The organism is Micromonospora sp. NPDC023956 (assembly GCF_040639195.1).
Lineage (GTDB): Bacteria > Actinomycetota > Actinomycetes > Mycobacteriales > Micromonosporaceae > Micromonospora.
Map to the genome: position 1 here is coordinate 145,368 of NZ_JBEZZN010000005.1, position 22,381 is coordinate 167,748.

The 22,381-nt window shown below is 73.3% G+C and carries 21 protein-coding genes; 6 read left to right on the plus strand and 15 right to left on the minus strand.

The genetic code is table 11. The features are described from left to right. Positions 1–87: 87 nt before the first annotated feature. Genes AB0F58_RS12815 through AB0F58_RS12840 form a run of 6 tightly spaced genes read right to left on the minus strand, consistent with a single transcriptional unit; the run spans position 88 to position 6,056 of the window. Complete coding sequence (locus AB0F58_RS12815; protein ID WP_357142172.1) at positions 88–1,665, minus strand: hypothetical protein; 1,578 nt, start codon at positions 1,663–1,665, stop codon at positions 88–90. Next, entirely contained in the window at positions 1,665–1,964 is a 300-nt protein-coding gene (locus AB0F58_RS12820) for a YciI family protein (RefSeq protein ID WP_357142174.1), read from the minus strand. The genes AB0F58_RS12815 and AB0F58_RS12820 overlap by 1 nt, the downstream gene beginning before the upstream one ends. Beyond that, on the minus strand, positions 1,961–3,283 hold the full coding sequence (locus AB0F58_RS12825) for a hypothetical protein (protein WP_357142176.1): 1,323 nt from the start codon (positions 3,281–3,283) through the stop codon (positions 1,961–1,963). Before AB0F58_RS12825 ends, AB0F58_RS12820 begins: the two co-directional genes overlap by 4 nt. Positions 3,284–3,323: 40 nt before the next feature. Continuing rightward, on the minus strand, positions 3,324–4,151 hold the full coding sequence (locus AB0F58_RS12830) for an SDR family oxidoreductase (protein ID WP_357142178.1): 828 nt from the start codon (positions 4,149–4,151) through the stop codon (positions 3,324–3,326). Beyond that, positions 4,148–5,128 (minus strand): transketolase C-terminal domain-containing protein, encoded by a 981-nt coding sequence (locus AB0F58_RS12835; RefSeq protein ID WP_357142180.1) that lies wholly within the window; start codon positions 5,126–5,128, stop codon positions 4,148–4,150. The genes AB0F58_RS12830 and AB0F58_RS12835 overlap by 4 nt, the downstream gene beginning before the upstream one ends. After that, entirely contained in the window at positions 5,121–6,056 is a 936-nt protein-coding gene (locus AB0F58_RS12840) for a thiamine pyrophosphate-dependent dehydrogenase E1 component subunit alpha (protein ID WP_357142182.1), read from the minus strand. The genes AB0F58_RS12835 and AB0F58_RS12840 overlap by 8 nt, the downstream gene beginning before the upstream one ends. A gap of 130 nt (positions 6,057–6,186) precedes the next feature. On the opposite strand from AB0F58_RS12840, the gene AB0F58_RS12845 reads away from it, so the two are divergent. Beyond that, positions 6,187–7,317 (plus strand): mandelate racemase/muconate lactonizing enzyme family protein, encoded by a 1,131-nt coding sequence (locus AB0F58_RS12845; protein ID WP_357142184.1) that lies wholly within the window; start codon positions 6,187–6,189, stop codon positions 7,315–7,317. 84 nt (positions 7,318–7,401) lie between these two features. Here AB0F58_RS12845 and AB0F58_RS12850 read toward each other — a convergent pair whose 3' ends face one another. From AB0F58_RS12850 to AB0F58_RS12875, 6 genes are all read right to left on the minus strand, one after another. Next, entirely contained in the window at positions 7,402–7,926 is a 525-nt protein-coding gene (locus tag AB0F58_RS12850) for an L-rhamnose mutarotase (protein ID WP_357142186.1), read from the minus strand. Continuing rightward, on the minus strand, positions 7,923–8,756 hold the full coding sequence (locus AB0F58_RS12855) for a carbohydrate ABC transporter permease (RefSeq protein WP_357142188.1): 834 nt from the start codon (positions 8,754–8,756) through the stop codon (positions 7,923–7,925). The genes AB0F58_RS12850 and AB0F58_RS12855 overlap by 4 nt, the downstream gene beginning before the upstream one ends. Continuing rightward, positions 8,753–9,712 carry a sugar ABC transporter permease gene (locus AB0F58_RS12860; RefSeq protein WP_357142190.1) on the minus strand — a complete coding sequence of 320 codons (960 nt, stop codon included), beginning with the start codon at positions 9,710–9,712 and terminating at the stop codon, positions 8,753–8,755. Before AB0F58_RS12860 ends, AB0F58_RS12855 begins: the two co-directional genes overlap by 4 nt. Positions 9,713–9,776: 64 nt before the next feature. Beyond that, a complete protein-coding gene (locus tag AB0F58_RS12865) occupies positions 9,777–11,075 on the minus strand; it encodes an ABC transporter substrate-binding protein (protein ID WP_357142192.1) in 1,299 nt (432 codons plus the stop codon). Between the two features lie 19 nt (positions 11,076–11,094). Next, positions 11,095–12,093 (minus strand): Gfo/Idh/MocA family oxidoreductase, encoded by a 999-nt coding sequence (locus AB0F58_RS12870; protein ID WP_357142194.1) that lies wholly within the window; start codon positions 12,091–12,093, stop codon positions 11,095–11,097. Then, positions 12,090–13,382, minus strand: coding sequence for a M20 family metallopeptidase (locus tag AB0F58_RS12875; protein WP_357142196.1), 1,293 nt, complete (start codon positions 13,380–13,382; stop codon positions 12,090–12,092). Before AB0F58_RS12875 ends, AB0F58_RS12870 begins: the two co-directional genes overlap by 4 nt. Positions 13,383–13,493: 111 nt before the next feature. Here AB0F58_RS12875 and AB0F58_RS12880 point away from each other — a divergent pair, with 111 nt between their 5' ends. Together AB0F58_RS12880 and AB0F58_RS12885 are read left to right on the plus strand one after the other, a co-directional pair. Further along, entirely contained in the window at positions 13,494–14,339 is an 846-nt protein-coding gene (locus AB0F58_RS12880) for an amidohydrolase family protein (protein WP_357142198.1), read from the plus strand. 140 nt (positions 14,340–14,479) lie between these two features. Then, on the plus strand, positions 14,480–15,811 hold the full coding sequence (locus tag AB0F58_RS12885) for a hypothetical protein (RefSeq protein ID WP_357142200.1): 1,332 nt from the start codon (positions 14,480–14,482) through the stop codon (positions 15,809–15,811). A 107-nt stretch (positions 15,812–15,918) separates the two neighbouring features. Here AB0F58_RS12885 and AB0F58_RS12890 read toward each other — a convergent pair whose 3' ends face one another. Both AB0F58_RS12890 and AB0F58_RS12895 read right to left on the minus strand, forming a co-directional pair. Next, positions 15,919–17,160 carry a DUF1501 domain-containing protein gene (locus tag AB0F58_RS12890; protein WP_357142202.1) on the minus strand — a complete coding sequence of 414 codons (1,242 nt, stop codon included), beginning with the start codon at positions 17,158–17,160 and terminating at the stop codon, positions 15,919–15,921. Positions 17,161–17,179: 19 nt separating this feature from the next. Continuing rightward, complete coding sequence (locus AB0F58_RS12895) at positions 17,180–18,469, minus strand: DUF1800 domain-containing protein (RefSeq protein WP_357142204.1); 1,290 nt, start codon at positions 18,467–18,469, stop codon at positions 17,180–17,182. A 253-nt stretch (positions 18,470–18,722) separates the two neighbouring features. On the opposite strand from AB0F58_RS12895, the gene AB0F58_RS12900 reads away from it, so the two are divergent. Both AB0F58_RS12900 and AB0F58_RS12905 read left to right on the plus strand, forming a co-directional pair. Further along, complete coding sequence (locus AB0F58_RS12900; protein WP_357142206.1) at positions 18,723–19,025, plus strand: hypothetical protein; 303 nt, start codon at positions 18,723–18,725, stop codon at positions 19,023–19,025. A gap of 338 nt (positions 19,026–19,363) precedes the next feature. Further along, entirely contained in the window at positions 19,364–19,729 is a 366-nt protein-coding gene (locus tag AB0F58_RS12905) for a hypothetical protein (protein WP_357142208.1), read from the plus strand. Positions 19,730–20,050: 321 nt separating this feature from the next. Here the strand turns inward: AB0F58_RS12905 and AB0F58_RS12910 are convergent, their stop codons facing one another. Further along, positions 20,051–20,629: a hypothetical protein gene (locus AB0F58_RS12910; RefSeq protein ID WP_357142210.1), complete on the minus strand. Its 579-nt coding sequence runs from the start codon at positions 20,627–20,629 to the stop codon at positions 20,051–20,053. Positions 20,630–20,719: 90 nt separating this feature from the next. Here AB0F58_RS12910 and AB0F58_RS12915 point away from each other — a divergent pair, with 90 nt between their 5' ends. Further along, positions 20,720–22,321 carry a class I SAM-dependent methyltransferase gene (locus AB0F58_RS12915; RefSeq protein ID WP_357142212.1) on the plus strand — a complete coding sequence of 534 codons (1,602 nt, stop codon included), beginning with the start codon at positions 20,720–20,722 and terminating at the stop codon, positions 22,319–22,321. Positions 22,322–22,381 lie beyond the last annotated feature (60 nt).

Here is a 22,381-nt window from a genome sequence, read left to right on the forward strand (position 1 = left end):
CGGCCGTCCTGACGCCCCGTCACCCCGACCTGCCGCACGTGGTGCGTGCGCCGGGCCGGAGTGACGGGCGGGGCCGACCAGGAGTCGTCAGGCGGCGGAGTGGGCGTGACGGGCGGCGCGTTCGGCCAGCCACAGCCACCGGCGCTGTACGTCCCCACCGGTGGTGGCGACCATGGCCAGAGCGTCGGACCGGACACCGTCGAGCGCGTCCGCCGTCGCGGCCGGATCGTCCAGCACCGCCGCGCCGTCGGCGAACGCCTGCGCCTCCGCCGGGCCGCCGAACCGGGGAGCGACGTCGTCGCGCCAGAAGTCCGCCCAGGCCAGCTCCGGGTTCCAGGTGAACCGGGCGTACGCGAGGTAGCTGACCTCGTTCGTCGGGTGGTACGCGGAGGGCTCGGCGAAGATGGTCAGCCCGCGCAGCCCGGCCGCGCCGGAGCGGGTGGCCATGTCGGCGTACATCTCCGGCACCCAGGAGTGCCGCTGCCGGTTCCACTGCGACCCGGCGTGGGTGCGCAGCACGTTGGTGGTGTGCGGGAGCCGCTCGACGTGGTCGGCGGTGAGCCGGTCCCGGTTGTCGTACCAGAATCCACGGTTCACGCAGTACTGGTACGCCACGTCGTCGGGCAGGTCCGCGAGGGGCTGCTGCGCGTCGAGGTCGAAGATGTTGTCCCAGTAGACCTCGACCAGGTGCCGCAGCGGCACGCCGCCCGGCCCGGTCCGGCGGGCGGTGTCCAGCAACGTCGGGTACACCGACCGCATCGCCTCGTACGACCACGAGGTGCGCTCGCCGCCGGTGCGGGCGGCGCACCGGGCGCAGGCGCAGCTGCCGTAGTCGCCGGTCTCGAAGTTGATCCCGCCCACCGGCAGGGTGTCCAGCAGCCAGTCCACGGCGTCGCGGTGCCAGGCCAGGTTGTCCGGCTGGGACGGGCAGGCGGCCATCATGTACTCGCTGGCCGGGAAGTGCAGGTCGCCGAACTCGTCGATGTCGAAGCCGACCTTCTTCGGCAGTTCGGCGGCGAGGTCGGGGCGCTGGCGCAGCCAGGTGGCGAGGTTGTAGCGGTGCCGGCCGTCGAAGTAGATGCCGCCGTAGGCGTTGACCCCGATGCCGGCGACGATCCGCACGCCGCGCTGGTTGGCGTACTCGCACAGCTCCCGGGCCGCCTCGACGCCGCCGTGGGCGTCGCGCAGCAACCCGTACACGACGATGCCGCCGATCCGCTCCCGGCTACAGAAGTCGACCAGCCGCCGGTAGTCCGCGCCGAACGCCTCCGCCGACTTCGCGTACGGGTTGAGCGCGCCGATCTCCTGCTGGCCGAGTTGGCGCAGGTCCCAGTTGGTGGAGTGGTCCCAGGTCCACAGGGTGCGCAGCGGCAGGCCCGGCGACCCGGTCCGGACGCCCACCGGCACGCCGGCCGGGGTGGCCAGGTCGGCCAGTTCCCGGGCGGCGTACACCAGCCCGGCGAAGGGGTCGCCGACGAGCCGGATCCCGCCGGTCTCGGGCACCTCGATCCGGTAGCCCCCCTCGGGCAGGGCCGGGTCGACGTCGAAGCGGACCGGCACCCCCTCGGGCGCCCGACCGAGGGCCTCCTCCACCAACCGGGCGGCGTACGGCGCGGACTCGGCGCCGTGCACCCGGATCCCGGCGATCCGGCGGTACTGCGACATCATGACCTCCCGAGGGACTGCGGGGTGGCGGCGAGGTACTCGACCACCTCGATGGCCGTCCAGACCCCGTGCTGCCAGTACGGATCGTGTGCACAGCGGGCGCGTGCCGCGTCGGCGTCGGCGGCCCGCAGGACGAGGACGGAGGCACCCAGGTCGGCCCGCGCCCCGGCGACCAGGGCGGTGCCGTCGGCCAGCAGGGACGCCACGTGGGCGAGGTGGGCGGCGCGGTGCGGTTCCCGCCGGACGGCGGCGTCGGCGGCGAAGGTGGCGGTGACCAGGTAGGTGGGCTCGAATCTCACGTGCCACCCCCGATCGCCTCACCGAGGCGCTGCATGGCCACCCGGTAGACGGTCTGCGGCCGGCCCGCGCCGGTGCTGACGTGCAGCCCGACCTCCTCGGCGAAGCCCGCCGCCCGCAACGCCTTGAGCAGCCGGCGGGCGGAGCGGGCCTCCACCCCGTACGCGTCGGCCAGCCCTCGCGCGGTCACCTGGTTCGGGTCCATCTGGTGCAGCGCCTCGAGCAGTCGACGGGTGGAGAGCGGCCCGAGCCGGAGCTGCTCGGAGACCCGCAGGACGCCCGGCGCGGTCTCCCGGAGGCGCTGCTTGACCGGGCTCTCCCGGCTGGAGTAGATCTCCCCGTCCGGGAAGACCACGTGGGTGTCCCCGCTGCTGCGGCCGAGCGCCAGCGCCTTGCGGGCGTTGTCCTCGGCGGCGGCGATGGTGGTGCCGGCCCCGAAGCCGACGGTGTGCTCGACGTCGACGCCGCGCAGGGTGAGCAGGGAGGCGTGTCCGGCCCGGAACCGGGCGATGGCGCTCTCCACGGTGCCCCGGGTGGTGGTGATGACCATCGTCCGGTCGTCGATGCCGCCCAGCCGGCCACGCATCCGCTCGGCGTGCTCCAGCAGCGCCTCGCGCAGCCGTAGCCGCGCCCGTTCCGCCTGGTACGGGTCGACCTGCCGGCCGGCCGGCTCGGCCAGCTCGATCATCATCACCGCGATCTGGGTGCCCCGGGACTGGCGTACCTCGGCGGCGAGCCAGGCGCGGCGCAGCGCGTCCCGGACCGAGGCGCGGGTGTGCTCGACGCGCCAGACCGGCACCCCGGCGTCCCGCAGGTCCCGGTGCACCGCCCCGAGGCAGGTCAGGCAGGCCTCGACCGCACCCGAGGCGTACCGCTCCCGGTGGTACGCGGTGATCTCGTCGAGGCCGGAGAAGAGCAGGCCGGACGAGTCGGCGATGGGCAGGATCTCGGTCGGCGGGGCCTGCTCGATGTCGTGGTAGGTCTCCCGGACGACGTCGGCCTCGATGGTGTCCACGCTCACCCGGGGCAGCCGGCCGCCGTTGGCCAGCAGCATCCGCGACAGCGTCCGGTAGAGGTCGATGCCGGCGTGCGGCACGAAGTCGATCTCGGCGCGCAGTCCGCCGGTCGCGGCGGCGAACGTGTACGGGATGCGCCCGGTGAAGAGCATCACCTGGCACAGCCCGTCGAGTTCCCGGGCCAGGTCAGGGGCCTGCTCCGGCCGCGTGTAGACGCGGACGGTGAGGTCGGCGGAGCGCTGTTCGCCCTCGGCGACCTCCTGGACGAGCCGGATCGAGTCCTCCGGGCCGATGATGCCGATCACTGTGCTGCCTCCACGTCGTCGCCGCCCTCGGGTGGGGTGCTCAGCCGGTGTGGACGGTGCCGACGACACCGTCGCTGGCCGGCGACGCCAGCAGCACCAACGCCGACGCCACGTCCTCCGGGCGGCCGAGCGCGGCCTCGATCGCCGCGACCCGTCCCCCATCGGTGCCGTTGGCCCGCGCCTCGTCCAGCGACCGCCGCATCAGCGGTGTGTCGATGTCGCCGGGACAGAGCGTGTGCACCCGGATCCCCTGTGGACGCAGCTGCCGGTCGAGGGTGAGCGCCAGCCCGTGCAACCCTCCCTTACTCGCGCCGTAGGGTACCGAGCCCGAGCCGGTGAGCACGCCGGCCTTCGATCCGACCAGCACCAGCACACCGGAGCCGGGGGTGAGGTGCCGGGTGGCGTGCTTGGCGACGAGGAACGGCCCGGTCAGGTTGACCGCGATCACCCGCGCCCACAGGTCGACCGGGACGTCCCGCACGTCCCGCCCCTGCCCGAGCATCACGCCGGCCACGTGCAGCACGGCATCGACGCCGCCCAGGTCGGCGGCGGCGGCGTCGAGGGCGGTGGCGACCTCGTCCTCGACGGTCACGTCCACCCGGTGCGCGCAGGCGGTCGCCCCGGCGGAGCGGGCGTCGGCGGCGGCGGCTGCCGCACCGTCACCGTCGGCGTCCAGGACGGCGACCGCCGCGCCGGCTCCGGCGGCGGCCCGCACGGTGGCCAGGCCGATGCCGGAGGCGCCGCCGACGACCACCACCCGTCGGCCGGCCAGCAGACCGGCCGACGGGGTGGGACCGGCCGCTCTGCTGGCCGAGGGGGTGGGACCGGCCGGCGATTCCCGACCGGCCGAGGGGGTGGGGCTGGTCATCGACCGACCGTCCGCCGCACCGCGGCCACCACGTCGGCGGCCTCGGGCACCACGGCGGCCTGGAGCGCGGGGGCGGCCGGCATCGGCAGGTCCGGCAGGCCCACCCGGGCCACCGGGGCACGCAGGTCGGCGAAGCACTCGGCCGCCGCGCGGGCGGCGATCTCCGCGCCGAAGCCGCCGGTCAGGTTCGCCTCGTGGGCCACGACCAGCCGGCCGGTACGGGCCACCGAGGCGGCGACGGTGTCGAAGTCCAACGGGTTGAGCCAGCGCAGGTCGATCACCTCCGCCTCGATGCCCTCCTCGGCGAGGGTGCCGGCGGCGTCCACCGACGCCGACACCATCCGCGACCAGGAGACCACGGTGACGTCGCCACCGGGACGCACCACCCGCGCGCCGCCGACCGGCTCGACCGGGGCGTCGGTGCGGACCGGCCCGCGCGTCGGGTAGAGCATCCGGGCCTCGGCGACCACCACCGGGTCGTCGCTGGTCACGGCCGTGCGCAACATCTGGTACGCGTCGTCCGGCGTGGCCGGCAGCGCGATCCGCAGCCCGGGGGTGTGCGCGAAGTACGCCTCCGGGGAGTGCGAGTGCTGGGCGCAGGCGCCGGGCGAGTAGCCCTGCTGCATCCGGATCACCAGCGGGGCCTTCCACCGGCCGTTGCTGGCGTACCGGATGGTGGAGATCTGGTTGACGAACTGGTCCATCGCCACGAACGAGAAGTCCGCGTACATGATCTCGGCGATCGGCCGCAGGCCGGTCATGGCCGCCCCCAGCGCCATGCCGAGGAACCCGGTCTCGGAGATGGGGGTGTCGAAGATCCGCGCGGAGCCGAACCGCTTGTGCAGCCCCTTGGTCGCGCCGAACGGCCCGCCGGGCAGGGCGACGTCCTCACCGAAATAGACGGTGTCCTCCCGGCTGTCCAGCGCCCAGCTGAGCGCGGCGTTGACGGCCTGGATGTAGCGCAGGGACTCAGACATGGACGTGCTCCTTGACGGTCGCCGGGTCCGGGAACGGCACGGCGCGGGCGGCGGTCACGGCGGCCTCGATCTCGGCGGCCACCTCGGCGTCGACGACGTCGAGCCGGGCGGCCAGGTCGGCGTCGGCGGCCTGCCGGATCCGGGCCAGGGGCTCGCGTTCCCGGGCGGCGGCGATCTCGCCGGCCGGCCGGTAGTGCTGCACGTCGCCGCTGTAGTGACCGACCAGCCGCTCGGTCATCGCCTCCACGATGGACGGTCCGCCGCCCTCGCGGGCGCGGGTGACCGCCTCGGTGACCGCCTCGGCGACGGCGTCGCAGTCGTTGCCGTCGACCACCCGGCCGGGCACACCGTAGGCAGGGGCCCGCTCGGCGAGCTGGCGGATCCGCACCATGTCCTCGATCCGGGACATCTCGGAGTAGACGTTGTTCTCCACGACCAGCACCAGCGGCAGGTCGAGCACGGCGGCGAGGTTGAGCGCCTCGTGCACGTTGCCCTGGTTCATCGCGCCGTCGCCGATGCTGACCACGGAGACCGCCCCGCTGCCGGTGCGCTGGGCGGTCAGTGCCGCGCCGGCGGCGACCGGGACGCCCGCGCCCACGATGGAGTTCTCGCCGATGAACCAGCGGCCCGGGTCGGTCAGGTACGGCGAGGCGGCCCGGCCGCCGCACAGCGCCGAGTCGCGTCCCATCATCTCGGCGAAGAGCCCGACCAGGTCCACGCCCCGGGCGATGGCCCAGCCGTGGCCCCGGTACGTCGCGGTCACGTGGTCGCCGTCGCGCAGGGCACGGGCCGCACCGACCGGGATCGCCTCCTGCCCGTTGCACAGGTGGATCGAACCCGGGATCTCACCGGCGTCCTTCAGAGCGGTCAACCGCTCCTCGAACCGGCGGATCCGGGCCATCAGCCGATAGTCGTCCGGCAGACCCATCACACCCCCAGTGGTAGTTAGAGCCTTATTCCGGCTCGTTCGCATCGGAGCCTAGACCAGCGGCGCAACGCTATGGAAGAGTGCAAGAGCAAGTTTCTGGCCGTTATTAGTCTCTAATTTGGGGGCAGGCATGGAGATCACCGCCGTCGAGTCGGTGGTGCGGGGTGACGCGCACTTCGTCCAGGTGCGGACGTCGGACGGTCTGGTCGGCGTGGGCCAGTCCGCCTGCTGGGGCTACCCCACCGCCGTGCACGCCGTGGTGGAGGCGTTCCGGCCGCACCTGCTCGGCGCGGACCCGAACCGGATCGAGCACCACTGGCACCACCTCTACCGGATGGGCCCGTTCCGGGGCTCGGTGCTCACCGCCGCCGTCTCCGCCGTGGACATCGCCCTGTGGGACCTGCTCGGCAAGCGACTCGGGGTGCCGGTCTGGCAGCTGTTGGGTGGCCGGGTACGCGACCGGGTCCGGCTGCACCTGCTGCTGCCCGGCACCGGGGCGGAGACGCTGGCCGCGCAGGCCGCGGCGGCGGTGGCCGACGGCTTCACCGCGGTCAAGTTCGACCCGCTCCCCGCCGACTACGCCGACCTGTCCCAGGCCCGGCTGGTCACGGCCACCGAGGCCACCACCGCGGCGGTCCGCGACACCGTCGGCCCCGACGTGGACCTGCTGATCGAGCTGCACCGCAAGCTCACCCCGTTGCAGGCGGAGGCGGTGGTGCCGGCGCTGGCCCGGCACCTGCCGCTGCTGGTCGAGGACCCGGTGCAGATCGACAGCATCAGCAGCCAGGCGGCCGTGGCCCGGCGGGCGCTCGGGGTGCCGATGGCCAACGGGGAACGGCTGCACACCATCTGGGAGTTCCGGGAGCTGCTCGCCCAGGGGGGCGCCCAGTACGTCCGACCCGACCTGGGGCTGGCCGGCGGGATCAGCCACGCCCGCAAGATCGCCGCGCTGGCCGAGGCGCACCACGCCGCCGTGGTCAGCCACAACTGTCTCGGGCCGCTGCTGACCATGGCCTCGGTGCACCTGGACGCGGCCATCCCGAACTTCGTGACCCAGGAGTACTCCCCGGTGGACGACCAGCTCGCCGACGGCCCCGCGCGGGCCTGCGTCCGCCGGCAGGGCGGTTGGCTGCCGGTGCCCGAGGAGCCGGGACTCGGGGTGACCCTCGACCTCGACGACCCCGCCCCGCTGGACCTGACCGGTCGGCCGCTGACCCGCATCCCGCTGCGCGCCGACGGTTCGGTCGCGTACGCGGTCTGAGCGTCGGAGCGCGGCCCGCTCCGGGGCACGCGGCCACGTGGCCCGGTGGGAGATCCCACCGGGCCACGTCGTCGCCGACCACGCTCAGCCCTCCGGGGGCCGGCCGGCGTGGTGGAAGACGGGATACGCCCAGAGCGGCTCGCCGTCGGCGTCGGCGACCTCGGCGAACAGGTGCGCCAGGGACTCCGTCCACCGCCGCTGCACGGCCGACGCCCCGGTGACCCGGCTGGCGTGCCGGAACCCGTGCCGGGTGCGCAGCACGCAGACGAGCAGCAGCCCGTGCCGGTGGATGTGGTAGTCGTAGACGCCCGCCGAGTCGAGCAGCGCCGACAGCTCCGGCCAGATCGCGGCGTGCCGCCGCTCGTACTCCTCCTCCGCCCCGGGCCGGAGCCGGTACAGGTGGCACACCTGCACCCCCGGCCCGGCGTCGGCCGGGCCGGGAGCGGCGTCGGCCGGGCCGGGAGCGGCGTCGGCCGGGCCGGAAGTGGTGCCGGCCGGGCCCGGGGTGGTGCCGGCCGGGCCCGGGGTGGTGCCGGCCGGGCCCGGGGTGGTGCCGGCCGGGCCCGGGGTGGTGTCGACCGGGGCGGGATCGGTGTCGGACGGGCTCACTTGCCCGAGCCGGCGAGGGCGCCGGAGACCAGTTGCCGCTGGAAGACCAGGTAGATGATGAGCACCGGGAGCAGGGCGACGATCAGGCCCGCGCTGACCAGCGGCACCGAGACGTCGTACTGGCCGCTGAGCAGGGACACCCCGACCATCAGGGTCTTGCTGTCCGAACCGCCCATGATCACCAGGGGGAGCAGCAGGTCGTTCCACATCCAGACGAAGTTGAAGATGGCCAGTGCCGCCAGCGCCGGGGCGGCGATCGGGGTGAGCAGCCGGAACAGGACGGTGAAGTGCCCGGCCCCGTCCACCCGGGCCGCCTCGATCAGCTCGTCCGGGATCTGCTGGAAGTACCCGGCCAGCTGGTAGGTGCCCAGCGGCAGCCCGAAGGCGGCGTAGGCCAGGATCAGCCCCTGGTACTCGCCGGACATGCCGAGGTCCAGCACGGTCTGGTAGAGCGGGTAGATGATCGCCTGGCTGGGGATGGTCAGCGAGACGATGATCAGCAGGAAGACCAGCTTCCCGCCCCGGAACCGCAGCTTGGTCACCACGTACGCGACCAGCAGCGCGGCCAGCACCGACAGCACCAGCCCGCCCACGGTGGTGACCAGCGAGTTCAGCAGCAGCCGGGGCATGTCCATCCGGCGGAACGCCTCGAGGTAGTTCTCCAGGGTGATCCCGCTGGTCGGCAGGCCGAGCGGGTCCCGGGCGAAGCCGGTCTGCGTCTTGAGGGAACTGACCACGGTGAACAGCAGCGGGTAGAGCGCCGCGACCGCGACGACCACCAGCGCGAAGGTCAACAGGTAACGCCCGATCCGGGCGGCGTGCGTGTTCATCGCGGCTTACGGGTCCCCTCTGTGAACATGTGCCGCACGCTGAACACGGACAGCAGGGCGACGAAGACGAACAGCGCGATGCCGATGGCCGAGCCGTAGCCCCGGTCGAGGAACTGGAAGGTGGTGAGGAAGACCAGGTACTCCGGCATCATCGTGGCGTCCCCGGGGCCGCCCTGGGTCAACGCGTAGATCAGCGGGAACAGCCAGATCAGCACGCCGGACGCGCAGAGCACGCTCCAGTAGGCCACCGTCGGGCGCAGCATCGGCACCACCACCGAGAACAGGCGCCGCCAGAAGCTGGCCCCGTCCAGGTAGGCGGCCTCCAGCACCTCGTCGGGAATGGTGGAGAGGCCGGCCAGGTAGGTCATCACCCCGAGCCCGAAGAAGCTCCACAGCGCCACCGCGACGAGCGAGAAGATCGCCGTCCACCGGCCGTTGAGCCATTCGAGGGCCAGCGGCTCCAGGCCGACCGTGCGCAGCAGGGCGTTGATCGGCCCGTCCGGCGCGAGGATCTGCCGGAACATGATGCCGACCACGATCGGCGCGATGGTGTACGGGACGAAGTAGACGGCCCGGAAGAACTTCCAGCCCGGCGCCCGCTGGTGGATGAAGACCGCCAGGACCAGCGGGATCACCACCCAGAACGGCAGGGTGGCGACCACCAGCAGGGCGTTGCGGAAGCTGGTGAGCACCATCGGGTCGTCGAGCATCCGGGTGTAGTTGTCCGCCCCGGCGAACGATCCGCCGTCGAACCCGCTGGACGACTCGAGGCTGGTGATCACTCCTCGGACCAGGGGCACCAGCTTGAACACCACCACGAGGGCCAGGGCGGGGAGCACCAGGGCGGCCCCCAGCCACCACTCCCGCACCCGGCCCGACCCGCGCGGCGGACGGGTGGGCCGGGCGGGTTCGTCGGCGCCCGCCGACTTCGCGACCGGCACGGTCGAAACGGTCATCAGGGTTCCTTCCCCGGGACTCACCGGTCGCAGGCGGCACGCCGGCCGCCTGCGACCGGTACGGTCACTTGCCCTGCTTCTTCGTGGGACTGCGCTCCAGCGCCTGCTGCATCTGCTCGGCCCACTTGGCGACGGTGAGCTGGCCCAGGGTCACCTGCTGCCAGCCACGGGCGAGCGCGTCCGCCTCCGGACCGGAGAGCATCACACCGGCGTGCAGCGTCGGCTCGGCCACCAGTTCCTGGATCTTCCGGAACGCCGGGGACGAGGGCAGCAGCGAAGGGTCGACGTTCTTGTTCAGCGGCTGGCCCTTGGCGTGCTTCACCCAGAGCTCACCGTTCTCCTTGCCGGCCAGCCAGGTGATGAACTCGAGGCCGGCCTCCTTCTTCTCGCTCCACTTGGTGACGCCGTAGACGGCGCCCTCGATGCCAGAGAACTTCTGCGCCAACGGCGCGTCCGGGTTGATCGTCGGCCAGCGGGTGACGCCCAGCTTGTCGTCACCGAGGGCCTTGCCGAAGGCGTCCCAGTTCACCGCGTCGGAGATGATCGTGCCGGCGAAGGCGGCGTCGCCGCGCTGGAAGATGTCCGCACCGTCGGGCAGCATCGTGATCGACGGGGCGTTCTTGTTCGTCCAGCCCTTGGTGGTGATCTCGGCCAGCTTCTCCAGGACCGACACCAGCTTCGGGTCCGTCCAGGGCAGGGTGCCGGCCAGCACACCCCGGATGTCCTCCTCGGACAGGTAGTTGCGGGCGATCTCCGGGAAGTCCCAGTAGGCGGGGAAGGTGCCGGAGAGGCCGAGCGCCAGGCAGGTCTTGCCGGACTTCTTCACCGCGTCGCAGGCCGCGCCGAAGTCGGCCCAGGTCGCCGGGGGCTTCTCCGGGTCGAGGCCGGCCGCGCGCAGGACGTCCTTGTTGTAGTAGAGGACGTTGCCCTGGTACGAGAAGGGCACGCCGTAGCAGGGCTTGGCGGTGTCGAAGCCCTCGCACGCGCCGCTGTAGGTGACCAGGTCCTTGTTGATCTCGGCGGCCTTGGCGCCGAGCGGCACGTACGCGCCACGCCGGTCGAACAGCTCCAGCCCGGCGTTGTTCGCCATCACGTCCGGCCCGGACTGCGAGGTGATGTACGGGCCCTGCACCTCGGGGTACTTGTCGAACGGGACGGACTGCATCTCCAGCTTGATGTCCGGGTGGGCGTCCTCGAACCTGGTCTTGACCTGCTGCCAGTACTCGGTGCCACCCGGCTCCCAGGTCAGCACCTTGAGGGTGACCGGGCCGTCGGAGGAGTCGTCACCGCCACCGCAGCCGGTCAGCAGCGCGGCGACCGCCGTGCCGGCGGCGACGACGCCGGCCAATCTACGTCGAAACATCGGCAGAAGCTCCTGTCACTCAAAGAGGGCTCGGGGGGATCCGGCGGACCGCGCCACCGGCGGTGGCGCTGTCGACCACGGCCTCGGCGACCCGGACGACGTGCAAGCCGTCGGCGAGCGGGACCACCGCCGCCGGTTCGGTGCCGTCGACCTGGCCGAGGAAGTGCCGCAGCTCGGCGGCGAGCGCGCCACCGCCGTCGGGCGGGGAGAGGAGCCAGTCGGGCGCCTCGGTCGGCTCGCCCTGGACGAGCAGCGTGGGGTGGCCGAGGTCGACGTGCGCGACCCCGTCGGTGCCGTACACCTCGACCAGGTCCGAGATGTGGTTGGTGGCGTGTTCGGGGAGCAGGTAGCTGTTGCGGATCGACGACACGACGTCGTTGGCGTGCCGAAGCTCCGCCCAGACCAGGACCGGGCTGGCCGGTCCGGGTCGGGTCCGGGTCACCGCGCGGACCTCGACCACCGGCGCTCCGGCGTACCAGAGCGCCAGGTCGATGTCGTGCACGGCGGTGAGCAGCGCGGGGTGTTCGCGCGGGAAGAGCCGACTGAGGGTGCGGGGCCGGTCCCGACGGGACGACACGGCGAGCACCTCGCCGAGCCGGCCGGCGCGGACCGCCTCGTACAGGGCGCGGTGCGGGGCGCTGTGCCGCAGGATGTGGCCGGGCTGGCAGAGCACGCCGGTCCGCTCGGCGGCGGAGACGATCGCGGCGGCGTCGTCGACCGTCGCGGCCAGGGGTTTCTCCACCAGGACGGGCACCCCGGCGTCGAGCAGGTCGACGGCGACCGCCCGGTGCGCCGGTCCGGGTACGCAGACCGAGGCCGCGTCGGGACGGCCGGCCGCGAGCAGCTCGGTGACGGAGGCGTACGTGTGCGGCACCCCGTACTCGGCGGCCACCCGGGTGCGGGTCGCGGCGTCCGGCTCGACCAGCGCCCGCACCGGCACGCCGAGCGACCGGTACGCGGCCAGGTGCCGGACGCCGAACGCCCCGGCCCCGACCACCGCCACCGACCGGCTGCTCATGCCCGGACCGCCTGGGCCCCGGTGGATCGGCCGTCGCCGGCCGCCCTCCGACCCCCGGTCCGGCCGGTGCCGGGCCCGGTTCCGGTGGGGACGGCGGCGGTCGGGTCACCGGCGTCCTCCCCGGTCGCCAGCCGGCCGTCCAGGACCGCCCGGGTGAGCCGTTCCAGGGCGGTCACGCCCGCTCCGAGGCAGCGCTCGTCCACGTCGAAGGAGCCGGAGTGCAGCGGTGCGCCGCCGCGCTCGCCGGTCACCCCGAGCTTGACGTAGAGGCTGGGGCCGAGCGCGCCGAGCAGGGCGAAGTCGTCGGTGGTCAGCGGCGGCTCGGCCAGGTCGACCACGTCGACGGCCCCGGGCAGTTCGGCGTGGGCCAGGGCGACCAGAGCGGCTGCGTTGCGGACCGGGGGCATCTCGTTGGCCCAGGTGAAACGCACGCCCAGGTCGAGCGCGGCGGCCTGCTGCCGGGCGATCCGCTCGATGACCTCCTTGAGCCGCTCGCGGGTGGCCTCGTCGTGGGTGCGCAGCGTGCCGGTGGCCTCCGCGTGGGCGGCGACCTGGCTCTGGCTCGCCCCACCGGCGATCGTGCCGATGTTGAAGGCGACCAGCTCGTGCGGGTTGCGGGCGCGGGCCACCCCGGCGTGCAGCAGGTTGACGATGCCGCTCAGGCCGAGGATCGCGTCCCGGCCGAGGGCGGGGGTGGCGGCGTGCGCGGCCCGGCCGAGCACCTCGATCCGGAAGGCGTCCTTGGCGGCCATCGCCGTCTCCCGGTCGACGCCGACCGTCCCCACCGGCAGGTCGGGCCAGCAGTGCAGACCGAGGACGGCGTCGTAGCGCCGCCCGCGCAGGGCCTCGTCGGCGAGCGCCGCGGCGGCGCCGGACGCCTCGCCGAACGGGATCTCCTCGGCCGGCTGGAAGAGCAGGGTCACCGACCCCCGGGCGGGCGGCTCCGCGGCGAGCCGGGCCGCCACGCCGTAGACGACGGTCATGTGGACGTCGTGTCCGCAGGCGTGGCAGACACCGGGGTTGCCGGAGGCGTAGTCGACCTCCTTGGCGTCCTGGACGGGATAGGCGTCCATATCGGCCCGAAGCAGCACCGCGGGTCCGGGGGCACACCCATCGATCTCGACCAGCAGACCGGTGCCGGCAATTCCGGTCCGAACCCGGGCGAGGGGAGCCAGTCGGTCGGCCAGGACAACTGCCGTCCGGTGTTCCGTGAACCGCAGCTCGGGGTGCTGGTGGAGCTGCCGGCGCAGCTGTACCAGATCGTCAACGTGCTCGTGCGCCTGCGCCACGCGGCTTCACTCCTCGCCTCCGGCCGATAATCCGGACCTAATTGAGACAAGAACTTAAGCGAGCGCTCCTCCCACGTCAATGGCCTGGTCGGAGTGGGTTAGGGTCCGGCCATGGAACGCGCCGACGCACACCTGCACCTGTTCGCGGCCGGGTATCCGGGCCGCTACGGACGGTCCCCGGCCGGCGGGGACGAACTGGTCGTCTACGAGTCGCTGCGCCGGGCGCACGGCATCGACCGGGCGCTCGTCGTCGGCTACGAGGGCGCGCCGGAGTTCGCCGGCAACAACGACCACCTGGCCGCGCTCGCCGCCGCGCACGACTGGATCGCTCCCGTCGCGTACGTCCCGCCGTCCGGCCCGACGGACGGCCTGGACCGCTGGTGGGCGGCGGGGTTCGTGGGGATCTCGGCCTACCTGGCCGACGCGGAGGCCAGCCGGTCCTTCGCCGACTGGCTGGGCGACGCCGCCGCCGACCTGGACCGGGTCGGGGCGGTGCTCAGCCTGAACGCCACCCCCGCCGCGACCGGACAGCTCGGCCCGGCACTGGCCGCCCTCGGCGGCTGCACCGTGCTGGTCAGCCACCTCGGCCTACCCGGCGCGCACCCGACCCCGCCGGACCGGGACACCGCGGCCTCGGTGCTCGCGCCCCTGCTCGGGCTGGCCGCCCTACCGCACGTCGGGGTCAAGCTCTCCGGCCTGTACGCGGTCAGCGAGCCGTCGTACGCCTGGCCGCACGAGAGCGCGCGCCCCTTCGTCGAGGTGCTGCTCGACGCCTTCGGGCCGCAGCGCCTCTACTGGGGTTCGGACTTCTCCCCCAGCCTCGACCACGTCTCGTTCACCCAGACCCTGCACCCGGTCGGCCTGGACGGGCTCTCCCCGGCGGAGGCGGCGGACGTGTACGGCGGCAACCTCCGCCGCGCGCTACGCCAGCGGCAAGGCGGGAAGCCCGAGTTCTGACGGAGCAGCCCCGACAAGCCGGGCACGGCCAGTATCAGATAGATGACCTTCCGTTGCTTCAGACCTTCCTTGACCTCCCGGTCGACTGGTTGACTACTCGCACCACTCACGTCAGCCGAGCCACGGGGAGCCCCTGACCCATGCCCGAGCCCAACCCGTCCCGGCGCGCCTGGCGCGTCGCGTCCTCCGCTCTCGTCGGTGTGGTCGCCGGTGTCGCCCTGGTGGCCGTCCCACCCGCTGCCGCTGACCCGCCGTCGCCGGCCAGGGGCGCAAGCGCCACCGAAACGGTCCCCACCGCCCCCGTCATCACCCCGCCCAGCGGGCCGACCACCGTCGGCGTGTACGCCGATTTCCTGATCACCAATGCGGCCGACACCACCCCGAACGCGTACGTCTACCAGGTGAACGCCGGACCACCGGCGCAGGTGCCGGCCGACGCCAACGGCGCGGCCACCATCTCCGTCAAGCCGACCTGGTTCACCACCACGCTCACCGTCTACGGCCTGTTCACGGGTGGCCCCGCCGGGGAGAGTGCCACCATCACGTTCAACTCCGATCCGGCCCCCGCCGCCCCCGACGCGGACCTCACCGGCGACGGGGTCGCCGACCTGCTCACGGTGGGCGGCACCCACACCCTGCCGGCCGGGATCTGGCTCGCCACCGGGGGCGGCGCGGCCGGCATCGACCCGGCCAGCACCAACATCGGCATCCGGGGATACGGCATCGGCGGGTACGACCCCGGCGACTTCACCGGTAGCCAGGTCGTCACGGGGCGGTTCTTCGGCGAGTCCTTCCAGGACGTCCTCGTCTACCACCCGACCGGCACCAACGCCGGCGGTGCCACCATCCTGCGCGGCACCGGTGACGGGTCACCGCTGCACCCTCAGCTCAGCGGCAACCAGCTGCCCATCATCTCGGACCAGTTGCTGGACGAGTACGGCAACTCGCCCCGCCAGCTCGCCAACGCCGGGGACAGCCGCCGGCTCGGCAACGACATTCCCGACCTGATCGGGATCAGCGGCGACGCGACCAACGGACACCACCTCACCTACTACCCGAACTTCTTCACGCCCGGCGGCTACCTCCTCGCCACCCGGACCACCGCGCTGACGCCGACCGGCGGTACCGACTGGGAGAACTGGACCATCGCCACCACCCAGCTCAGCGGCGGCACCGCCATGTTCCTGTGGAACCGCAGCACCGGCGCACTTCACCTGTGGACGGACCTGACCTTCAGCCAGGGCACCGGCCAGCTCACCTACACCGCGTACCAGCTGGCCACGAACTGGAACACCGACGTCGCCCTCGACCTGCGCGCCGCCGACATCGACGGCAACGGCACGCCCGACCTCTGGACGGTCGGCGGCGCGGCGTCGGTCACCCCGTGGCTGGTGTCGAACCTGACCACCGCCGGCACCGGCACGATCACCGCGCAACCCGCCCAGACCCTGATCACTCCCAGCCAGCCCTGACAGTCCGTACGGGGTCGCGGGCCAACCCCGGCACGCTCGGACGACGTGACGGGGGAGGACGGCCGGCCGTCCTCCCCCGTCCGTTCGCTGCCGGAGCGCCGGACCGGTCAGAGGACGCCGGTCAGCCGGCCCCGCCAGCCGGCGAGCACGTCCCCCGCCTCGGTGTCGAGGACCTGTTCCAGCAGGGTGGCGTAGACGTCCCGGAAGTCGGTGGTGAACTTCAGGTCGCCGTCGTCGAGGTCGGTGAGGCTCGGCGCCTCGCCGTACCGTCCGCCGCGCACGCCGGAGCCGAGCAGCAGCACGTTCGAGGCGGTGCCGTGGTCGGTGCCGTCCGACGCGTTCGCCCGCACCCGCCGGCCGAACTCGGAGTAGACCGCCACCACCACCTTCCGGCCCGCCTCGGTACGCGCCATCCGGTCGACGAAGCCACTGACCGCGCGGTCCACCTGCCCGAGCAGCACCTCCTGCAACTGCTTCTCGTCGGCATGGGTGTCGAAGCCACCCAGCGACACCGAGAAGACCCGGGTGGCGACCTCCGCCTCGACACACTGGGCGACCAGGTCGAGTTGCGCGTCGAGCGGAGTGCGCGCACCGCCGGTCGCGGTGGCCGGGGCCGCCTCGCCCTCCTGCTCCGGTTCCTCGGCACCGGCGGCGTCGCGGACGTCGCGGATCATCTCGTCGATCCGGCGCAGGTCGGCGTAGCAGGCCGCCGCGCGGGCCCGGGCCGGGCTGTCGTCCGGCGCGGCGGTGGCGAACGCGGCCATCGTCGACTCCGGCAGCCCCCGGCCCGCCTTCCGCTCGCTCACCGGCACCGCCGCGCCCGCGCTGCGTTCGCCGGCCAGCAGCGGCGGCAGCGACGGCTCGAAGGAGACCGCGAGCCGGGGGTCGCCGCCGGCCCGGTCGAGCCACCGGCCGAGCCATCCGGTAGTGCCGGGGCGCTCCGGGTCGGCGGTCTGCCAGATGTCCATCGAGCGGAAGTGGCTGCGGTCCGGCTTCGGGTAGCCGACTCCCCGGACCACCGCCAGCCGCCCCTCGCCGTGCAGCCGGTGCAGGCCCGCCAGCGCCGGGTTGAGCCCCACCTCGTCGTCCAGCCGCCGCACCTCCTCCGCCGCGTACGCCAGCTCCGGTCGGGCGTCGCGGTAGGCCGGATCCGCGTACGGGACGACGGTGTTCAGGCCGTCGTTGCCGCCGTACAGGGTGACCAGCACCAGCGTGCGGGCCTGCGGGTCGCGGTCGCCCGAGGTGGCGAAGAGGTCGTCCAGGCGGTACGCGGTGGCCCCGGCCGCCAGGGCGGTCGCCCCGACCACTCCACTGGCCAGCAGGAATCGCCGTCGGGTCACGGTGTCCACGGTGCTCCTCTCCTCCCGGTCAGCAGACCGCGTACTCGGGGCTGACCAGGCCGGCCGCGATCAGCTTGCGGGGCTGCCCCGCCAGCGGGGTCAACGCGGCCCGGGTACGGTCGCTCCACCGGTCGACCACCAACAGCCGGGCCAGCGCGTCCGCCCGGCCGTCGGGCGGCGCGGCGGACAGCCGGGCCAGCACCGCCGGGGCCGTCGAGCCGGCCAGCGCCTCGGCCGTGCGGAGCCGGGCCTGGAGCGAGGAGGTGGTCAGCCAGGCGGTGCCGGCCGGCCAGCCGCCCACGCTCGGTGGCCGCAGGGGCACCTGGTCCAGCGCGGCCAGGCCGGCGAGCAGTCGCCGCCGTTGCGGCTCCGGCAACGCGGACGGCCGGACGCCGAGCTGACGCGACGCGCCGACCAGCCACTCGACCGGCTGTTTGACCAGGGTGTCCCGGGTCTGCGCGAAGGCCGGCGCGCTGAGGAGCCGGCGTAGTGTGGTGACCGTGTCCGGGCCGGCGAGATCGGCCGGCGGCGGCACGTCCGCGCCGGCGAAGCGGAACCAGAGCCGGCCGGCCACGAACCGTGCGGTCTCCGGCCGGTCGGCCAGCAGTTTCGCGTACGAGCCGGCGTCGAAGGCGTCCCGCCGGCCGAGGATGGTCTTCGGGCCGGGGTCGTGCCGGCGGGCCTCGAACCGGGCCGTGCCGGTGCGGCGGTCCACCACCCAGCCGGTCAGCGCGCGGGCCCCGTCCTTCACGTCCGCCTCGGTGTAGCCGCCACCGTGGCCGAGGGTGAACAGCTCCATCAGCTCGCGGGCCAGGTTCTCGTTCGGAGCCTTCCGGGTGTTGCGCTGGCCGTCCAGCCAGAGGATCAGCGCCGGGTCCCGGACCATCGCGTCCACCAGCGGCGGCAGCGGCCCCCGCCCGTGCCGGCGCAGCGTCTCCAGGTGGCGGAGCATCAGCGGGGCGGAGCGGACCTTCTGGACGCTGGTCGCCCAGTGGCCGTGCCAGAAGAAGAGCAGCTTCTCGTCGAGCTGGTCGTCGGCGGTGACCATCCGCTCCAGCCACCACTCGGTCAACCGGAGCACCTGCGCCCGGCGTTCCTGGTTGACCTGCTGGCGCTGGGTGCGGTCGCTCTCCCGGGTGAGCTGCGCGGCCGGATCCGGCCCGAGGTCCGGCAGCGGGGAGGGGCCCGCCGCGCGGCGGGTGAACAGCCGGTCGAGCGTGGCCGCGACGCCGGCCCGCTCCGCCTGGTCCACCTCGTCGGCGGTCGGCCCGAACGTGGCCCGCCGCAGGAGATGGGCGACCACTTCCCGCTCTGTCATTCGATCGACGATAGCCGGGGCGTGTTCGGGGACGGTAAGACTCCGGTGCGACCGCCGTACGGGCGGGGACCGGGCCGCGTCGGCTGCACCGGGAGGATTCGGGCTTCTCCCCGGCCCCGACCACGCCTCGTTCGCCCGCACCCTCACCCGACGCTGTCCTGCCGACACGTGGTGTCTCCACTTCGTACAATCGACGACCGGATAGGCGCTGGCCGTCGGAGGATGACTGATGCCGGGTCACAGGACCGTTTGGGTGTGGGTAGGGCGAGGTGCCGCGGGTCTGGCCGTTTCGGGGCTGGTCGTCCACTTCTGGTCGGTCGGGTTGGACCGGGCGGACAAGCTCGGGAGCGCCGCCGGAGGTGTGGTCGCCGCACTCGCACTACTCGCGCCGTACCTGCTGCCGTCCTCCCCACGGGCGGCGGTCGAGGCCGCGCCCCCGGTGGCCGAGGAGCGCGGGCCGGGGTCGCCCGTCGCGCTGGACCTGCGCGGCAGCCAGGGCGTGCAGGTCAACACGGGTGGCACCAACACCCAGCGCAACACCTTCGGGTCCCGGTGAACCATCGGCCCGACGGTGAGTCCACCGACAGACCGTCCGAGACGTCCCCGCCCGGGTTGAGCCTGCCGGGGTCCCGGGGGGTCCAGATCAACGCGGGCGGCACGAACGCCCAGACCAACATCTACATCTCTCCGCTGCACTGGTCGCTGCTGGTCCTGGTCCTGGTCCTCGGTGTGTCTGCCGTGATCTTCGTCGTCCTGAGACAGGACGACACGGGGAGGACAGCTGCGCCGTCCCCGTCCGTGACGCGGACCCCTTCGGCGAAGCTGTCGGTTTCTTCAGCCGCGGTCCGTTCCCCGGCTCAGTGGGCGCAGGACGTGGAGGCGACCTGTGCCCGAATGAGCGACATGCTGGTCGGTCATGTCAGGGCGATGGAGAACATCGACAAGGACAAGGTGCAGAGCAACGACCCGGCGGAGATCACCAAGCTGGCCGAGACGCTGGAACGGTACTACGACGACTATGCCGACCTGGCCGCGCGACTGCGGGAGATCCCGCCGCCCTCCTACTCGGCCGAAGAAGCACGGGAGTGGTTGAAGCTCTTCGACGAGCGCGGTAGGGGACTGTACAGCGCGAGCCAGAAGGTCGACTCCTCGTCGGCTCTCGATCGCTTGCAGGCCAGCTTCGAGACGGCCCGCTACGGCGGGCGTTCCGACGAGATCCTCAGCCGGGCGCAGCAGCTCGGGATCTCCTCCTGCCCCTAGCTGCGGCAGCCGCCCCGTCTCCGGCCGGACACCCCGGGGTCCACGTTCTCGGCCGGTGCGCGACCGCCTTGCTCGTCGAGGTTGACCGGCGGCACCACGTACGGGCCGATCGCGACCGGGGTCAGGTCGACCACGGTAAAGGGGCGCGGACCCGTGGCGGCCCCGCGCCCCGTCTGTGCGGGCAGCTCCACAGCATCCGTGGAGCGTTGTCCCGCCGGTAACCGGGCAGCCCACGCCCACCGGGCAGTCGGCAGCCACGGGTGCCGGAGGGCGCGACACGGACCCACCGTGCGTGGTGTCGCCGTGACCCTGCCGGCCCGGTCAGTCCGCGCCGACGACCAGGACGCCGGCCTCCCCGTCGGCGAGGGCCGTGCGGAGCTGGTCCAGCGTCGCCGGCCCCACGTGGTCGAGGACCAGGACCGGACGTAGATCGTCACCGCAGGGCTCCCCCTCCGGACCCAGCTCGGCCCGGTGACCCGGACCGGGCAGCAGCCCCACCTGGCCGGCAAGGGCCGCCGGGTCGATCCGGATCTCGCGGCGCAGCACCGTGACCCGACCGTCCGGGAGTTCCTCCCGGGCCAGGTCCGCGACGGCGCGGCGGAACTCCTCGTCGCGGTGCCGCCCCGCCTCGGTGACGCGCTCCGGGGAGGTCACCAGCCGGACCGCAAGCCGGTCGCCGGTGACCTCGACCCGGGCCCAGAGGTCCATGGGGAGCAGGTAGAACACGCCCTCCTCGCCCTCGTGACCGTAGTTGAACAGATCGCAGGCCAGCCGTTCGTCGACACCGCCCCGGGTGTCGACACCCAGCACGATGTTCACCTCGCCCGGCTCGGACGGGGGCAGGGCGGTGACCCACATCCGCACCGAGTCGTCACCGAAGTGGGGCAGCGAGGGGCTCATACGGGTGATCAAATCACAGCTGATCCCAGCCCCCGGGTGGGCCGGCACCCCGACGGGGCCGACCCGGCGGGCATCCGCTAGGAACGTCGCATGCCCCGCTACGTGCTCTTTCCCGGCCGGCACCACCTGCTGACCCGGTTCCAGGCCGAGTACCTCCGCCGACTCGCGACCAGCGGTGACGCCCCCACGGCCGACGACGGTGACGGGGCGACCGTGGTCTGGGCGGTCACCTCGGCCAACCACGAGAACACCCGTCGCAACCCGGTCCCGTACCACCGGCGCGAGGCGGCGATCGAGCGGTTCAGCGTGCTCGGCGGGCTCCGCTCGGTGGTGGTTCCGGTCTTCGACACCGCCGCGACCGACCGCTTCGCCGAGGTGACCCTGAAGAACGTGGCGGCGGCCACCGGGCGGGAGCTGACCCCGGCCGACACGGTGGTCGCCTGCTCCACGCCGGAGGTCGCCGCGATGTACGAGCGGCTCGGCTACGCCATCGCCGGGGTGGAGGCCGACGTGGAGCCGGCGCCGGACCGGCCGTGGGACGTGCTGCTGCGGCTGGCCGCCGGGGACCCGACCTGGCGGGAGCTGGCGCACCCCGCGACCGTCGACGTGTACCGCCGCTACCGGCTGGACGACCTGGTACGCGCGGTGGTCAACGACCCGGTGGTGGGCGACGAGGGCGGGCTGACCGCCACCCGGGACTACCGGACGTACGCCGAGGCCTTCGCCGACGCCGCAGAGCGCAAGTGGTCGGCGGTCCGCGAGCACGTACGGCCGGGGCGGATCGTCGACGTCGGCTGCGGTGCGGGCGCCGTGCTGGAGTTGGCCGACCGGGAGCCGGCGCTGCGGGAGAGCGACCTGATCGGCGTCGAGGTGGCCCGGCACCTGTTCGAGGAGTGCGTGCACAAGAAGGCACAGGGCTTCTTCACCAACCCGAACGTCTTCTTCTACCGCCGCAACGTGCTCGGCGGGGCGGTCTTCGCGCCGCGCTCGGTGGACACCACGTTGACCTTCGCGCTGACCCACGAGATCTGGTCGTACGGTGACCGGATGGCGTCGCTGCGCCGGTTCGTGCAGGCCATCTACGACCACACCGTACCCGGTGGGGTGTGGATCAACAGCGACGTGTGCGGTCCGGACGGCCGGGACCGGACGGTGCGGTTGCGCCTGTCCACCGCGGACGGCGCGAACCCGACGCGACCCCGGACCGACCTGGCGTCCCTGCTCCCCGACGAGGTGGCGGCGCACGTCGGCGGACTGTCGACCCGGGCTCGGCTGGACCAGTTCGCCGTCGACTACCGGTTCCCCTTCACCTTCCGCCCCGTGCCCGACCCCCGGGACACGGACGCACGGCAGACCGACCCGCGGGACACCGGCTCGCGGGACACCGAACCCGGGGCGGTCGTCGAGTTGACGCTCGGTGACGCGATGGACTTCCTCACCCGCAAGGACTACACCGACAACTGGCTGTCGGAGACCCGGGAGCAGTTCTGCGGCCTGGAGTACGCCGACTGGAAGGCGCTCCTCGCCGACGTCGGCTTCGAGGTCGATCCGGCGAGCGGCCCGACCCGCAACGACTGGATCGTCACCAACCGTCTCGCCCCGGTCGCCGGACTGGCCGCCCCGGACGGCCGGGCGCTGGACTGGCCGGTCACCCACGTCTTCCTGGTCGCCCGCCGCCCGGTGAACAGCTGAGGGGTGACGGCAGGGCTCCCCGCTACCGCTTCTCGACGCGCCGGGGGTCTGCCGCCACCA

Coding starts and splice junctions, on each gene's coding strand:
- AB0F58_RS12815 (WP_357142172.1), bottom strand. CDS start 1,665: ATGTCGCAGTACCGCCGGATCGCCGGGATCCGGGTGCACGGCGCCGAG.
- AB0F58_RS12830 (WP_357142178.1), bottom strand. CDS start 4,151: ATGACCAGCCCCACCCCCTCGGCCGGTCGGGAATCGCCGGCCGGTCCC.
- AB0F58_RS12835 (WP_357142180.1), bottom strand. CDS start 5,128: ATGTCTGAGTCCCTGCGCTACATCCAGGCCGTCAACGCCGCGCTCAGC.
- AB0F58_RS12840 (WP_357142182.1), bottom strand. CDS start 6,056: ATGGGTCTGCCGGACGACTATCGGCTGATGGCCCGGATCCGCCGGTTC.
- AB0F58_RS12845 (WP_357142184.1), top strand. CDS start 6,187: ATGGAGATCACCGCCGTCGAGTCGGTGGTGCGGGGTGACGCGCACTTC.
- AB0F58_RS12855 (WP_357142188.1), bottom strand. CDS start 8,756: ATGAACACGCACGCCGCCCGGATCGGGCGTTACCTGTTGACCTTCGCG.
- AB0F58_RS12860 (WP_357142190.1), bottom strand. CDS start 9,712: ATGACCGTTTCGACCGTGCCGGTCGCGAAGTCGGCGGGCGCCGACGAA.
- AB0F58_RS12865 (WP_357142192.1), bottom strand. CDS start 11,075: ATGTTTCGACGTAGATTGGCCGGCGTCGTCGCCGCCGGCACGGCGGTC.
- AB0F58_RS12870 (WP_357142194.1), bottom strand. CDS start 12,093: ATGAGCAGCCGGTCGGTGGCGGTGGTCGGGGCCGGGGCGTTCGGCGTC.
- AB0F58_RS12880 (WP_357142198.1), top strand. CDS start 13,494: ATGGAACGCGCCGACGCACACCTGCACCTGTTCGCGGCCGGGTATCCG.
- AB0F58_RS12885 (WP_357142200.1), top strand. CDS start 14,480: ATGCCCGAGCCCAACCCGTCCCGGCGCGCCTGGCGCGTCGCGTCCTCC.
- AB0F58_RS12895 (WP_357142204.1), bottom strand. CDS start 18,469: ATGACAGAGCGGGAAGTGGTCGCCCATCTCCTGCGGCGGGCCACGTTC.
- AB0F58_RS12905 (WP_357142208.1), top strand. CDS start 19,364: ATGAGCGACATGCTGGTCGGTCATGTCAGGGCGATGGAGAACATCGAC.
- AB0F58_RS12910 (WP_357142210.1), bottom strand. CDS start 20,629: ATGAGCCCCTCGCTGCCCCACTTCGGTGACGACTCGGTGCGGATGTGG.
- AB0F58_RS12915 (WP_357142212.1), top strand. CDS start 20,720: ATGCCCCGCTACGTGCTCTTTCCCGGCCGGCACCACCTGCTGACCCGG.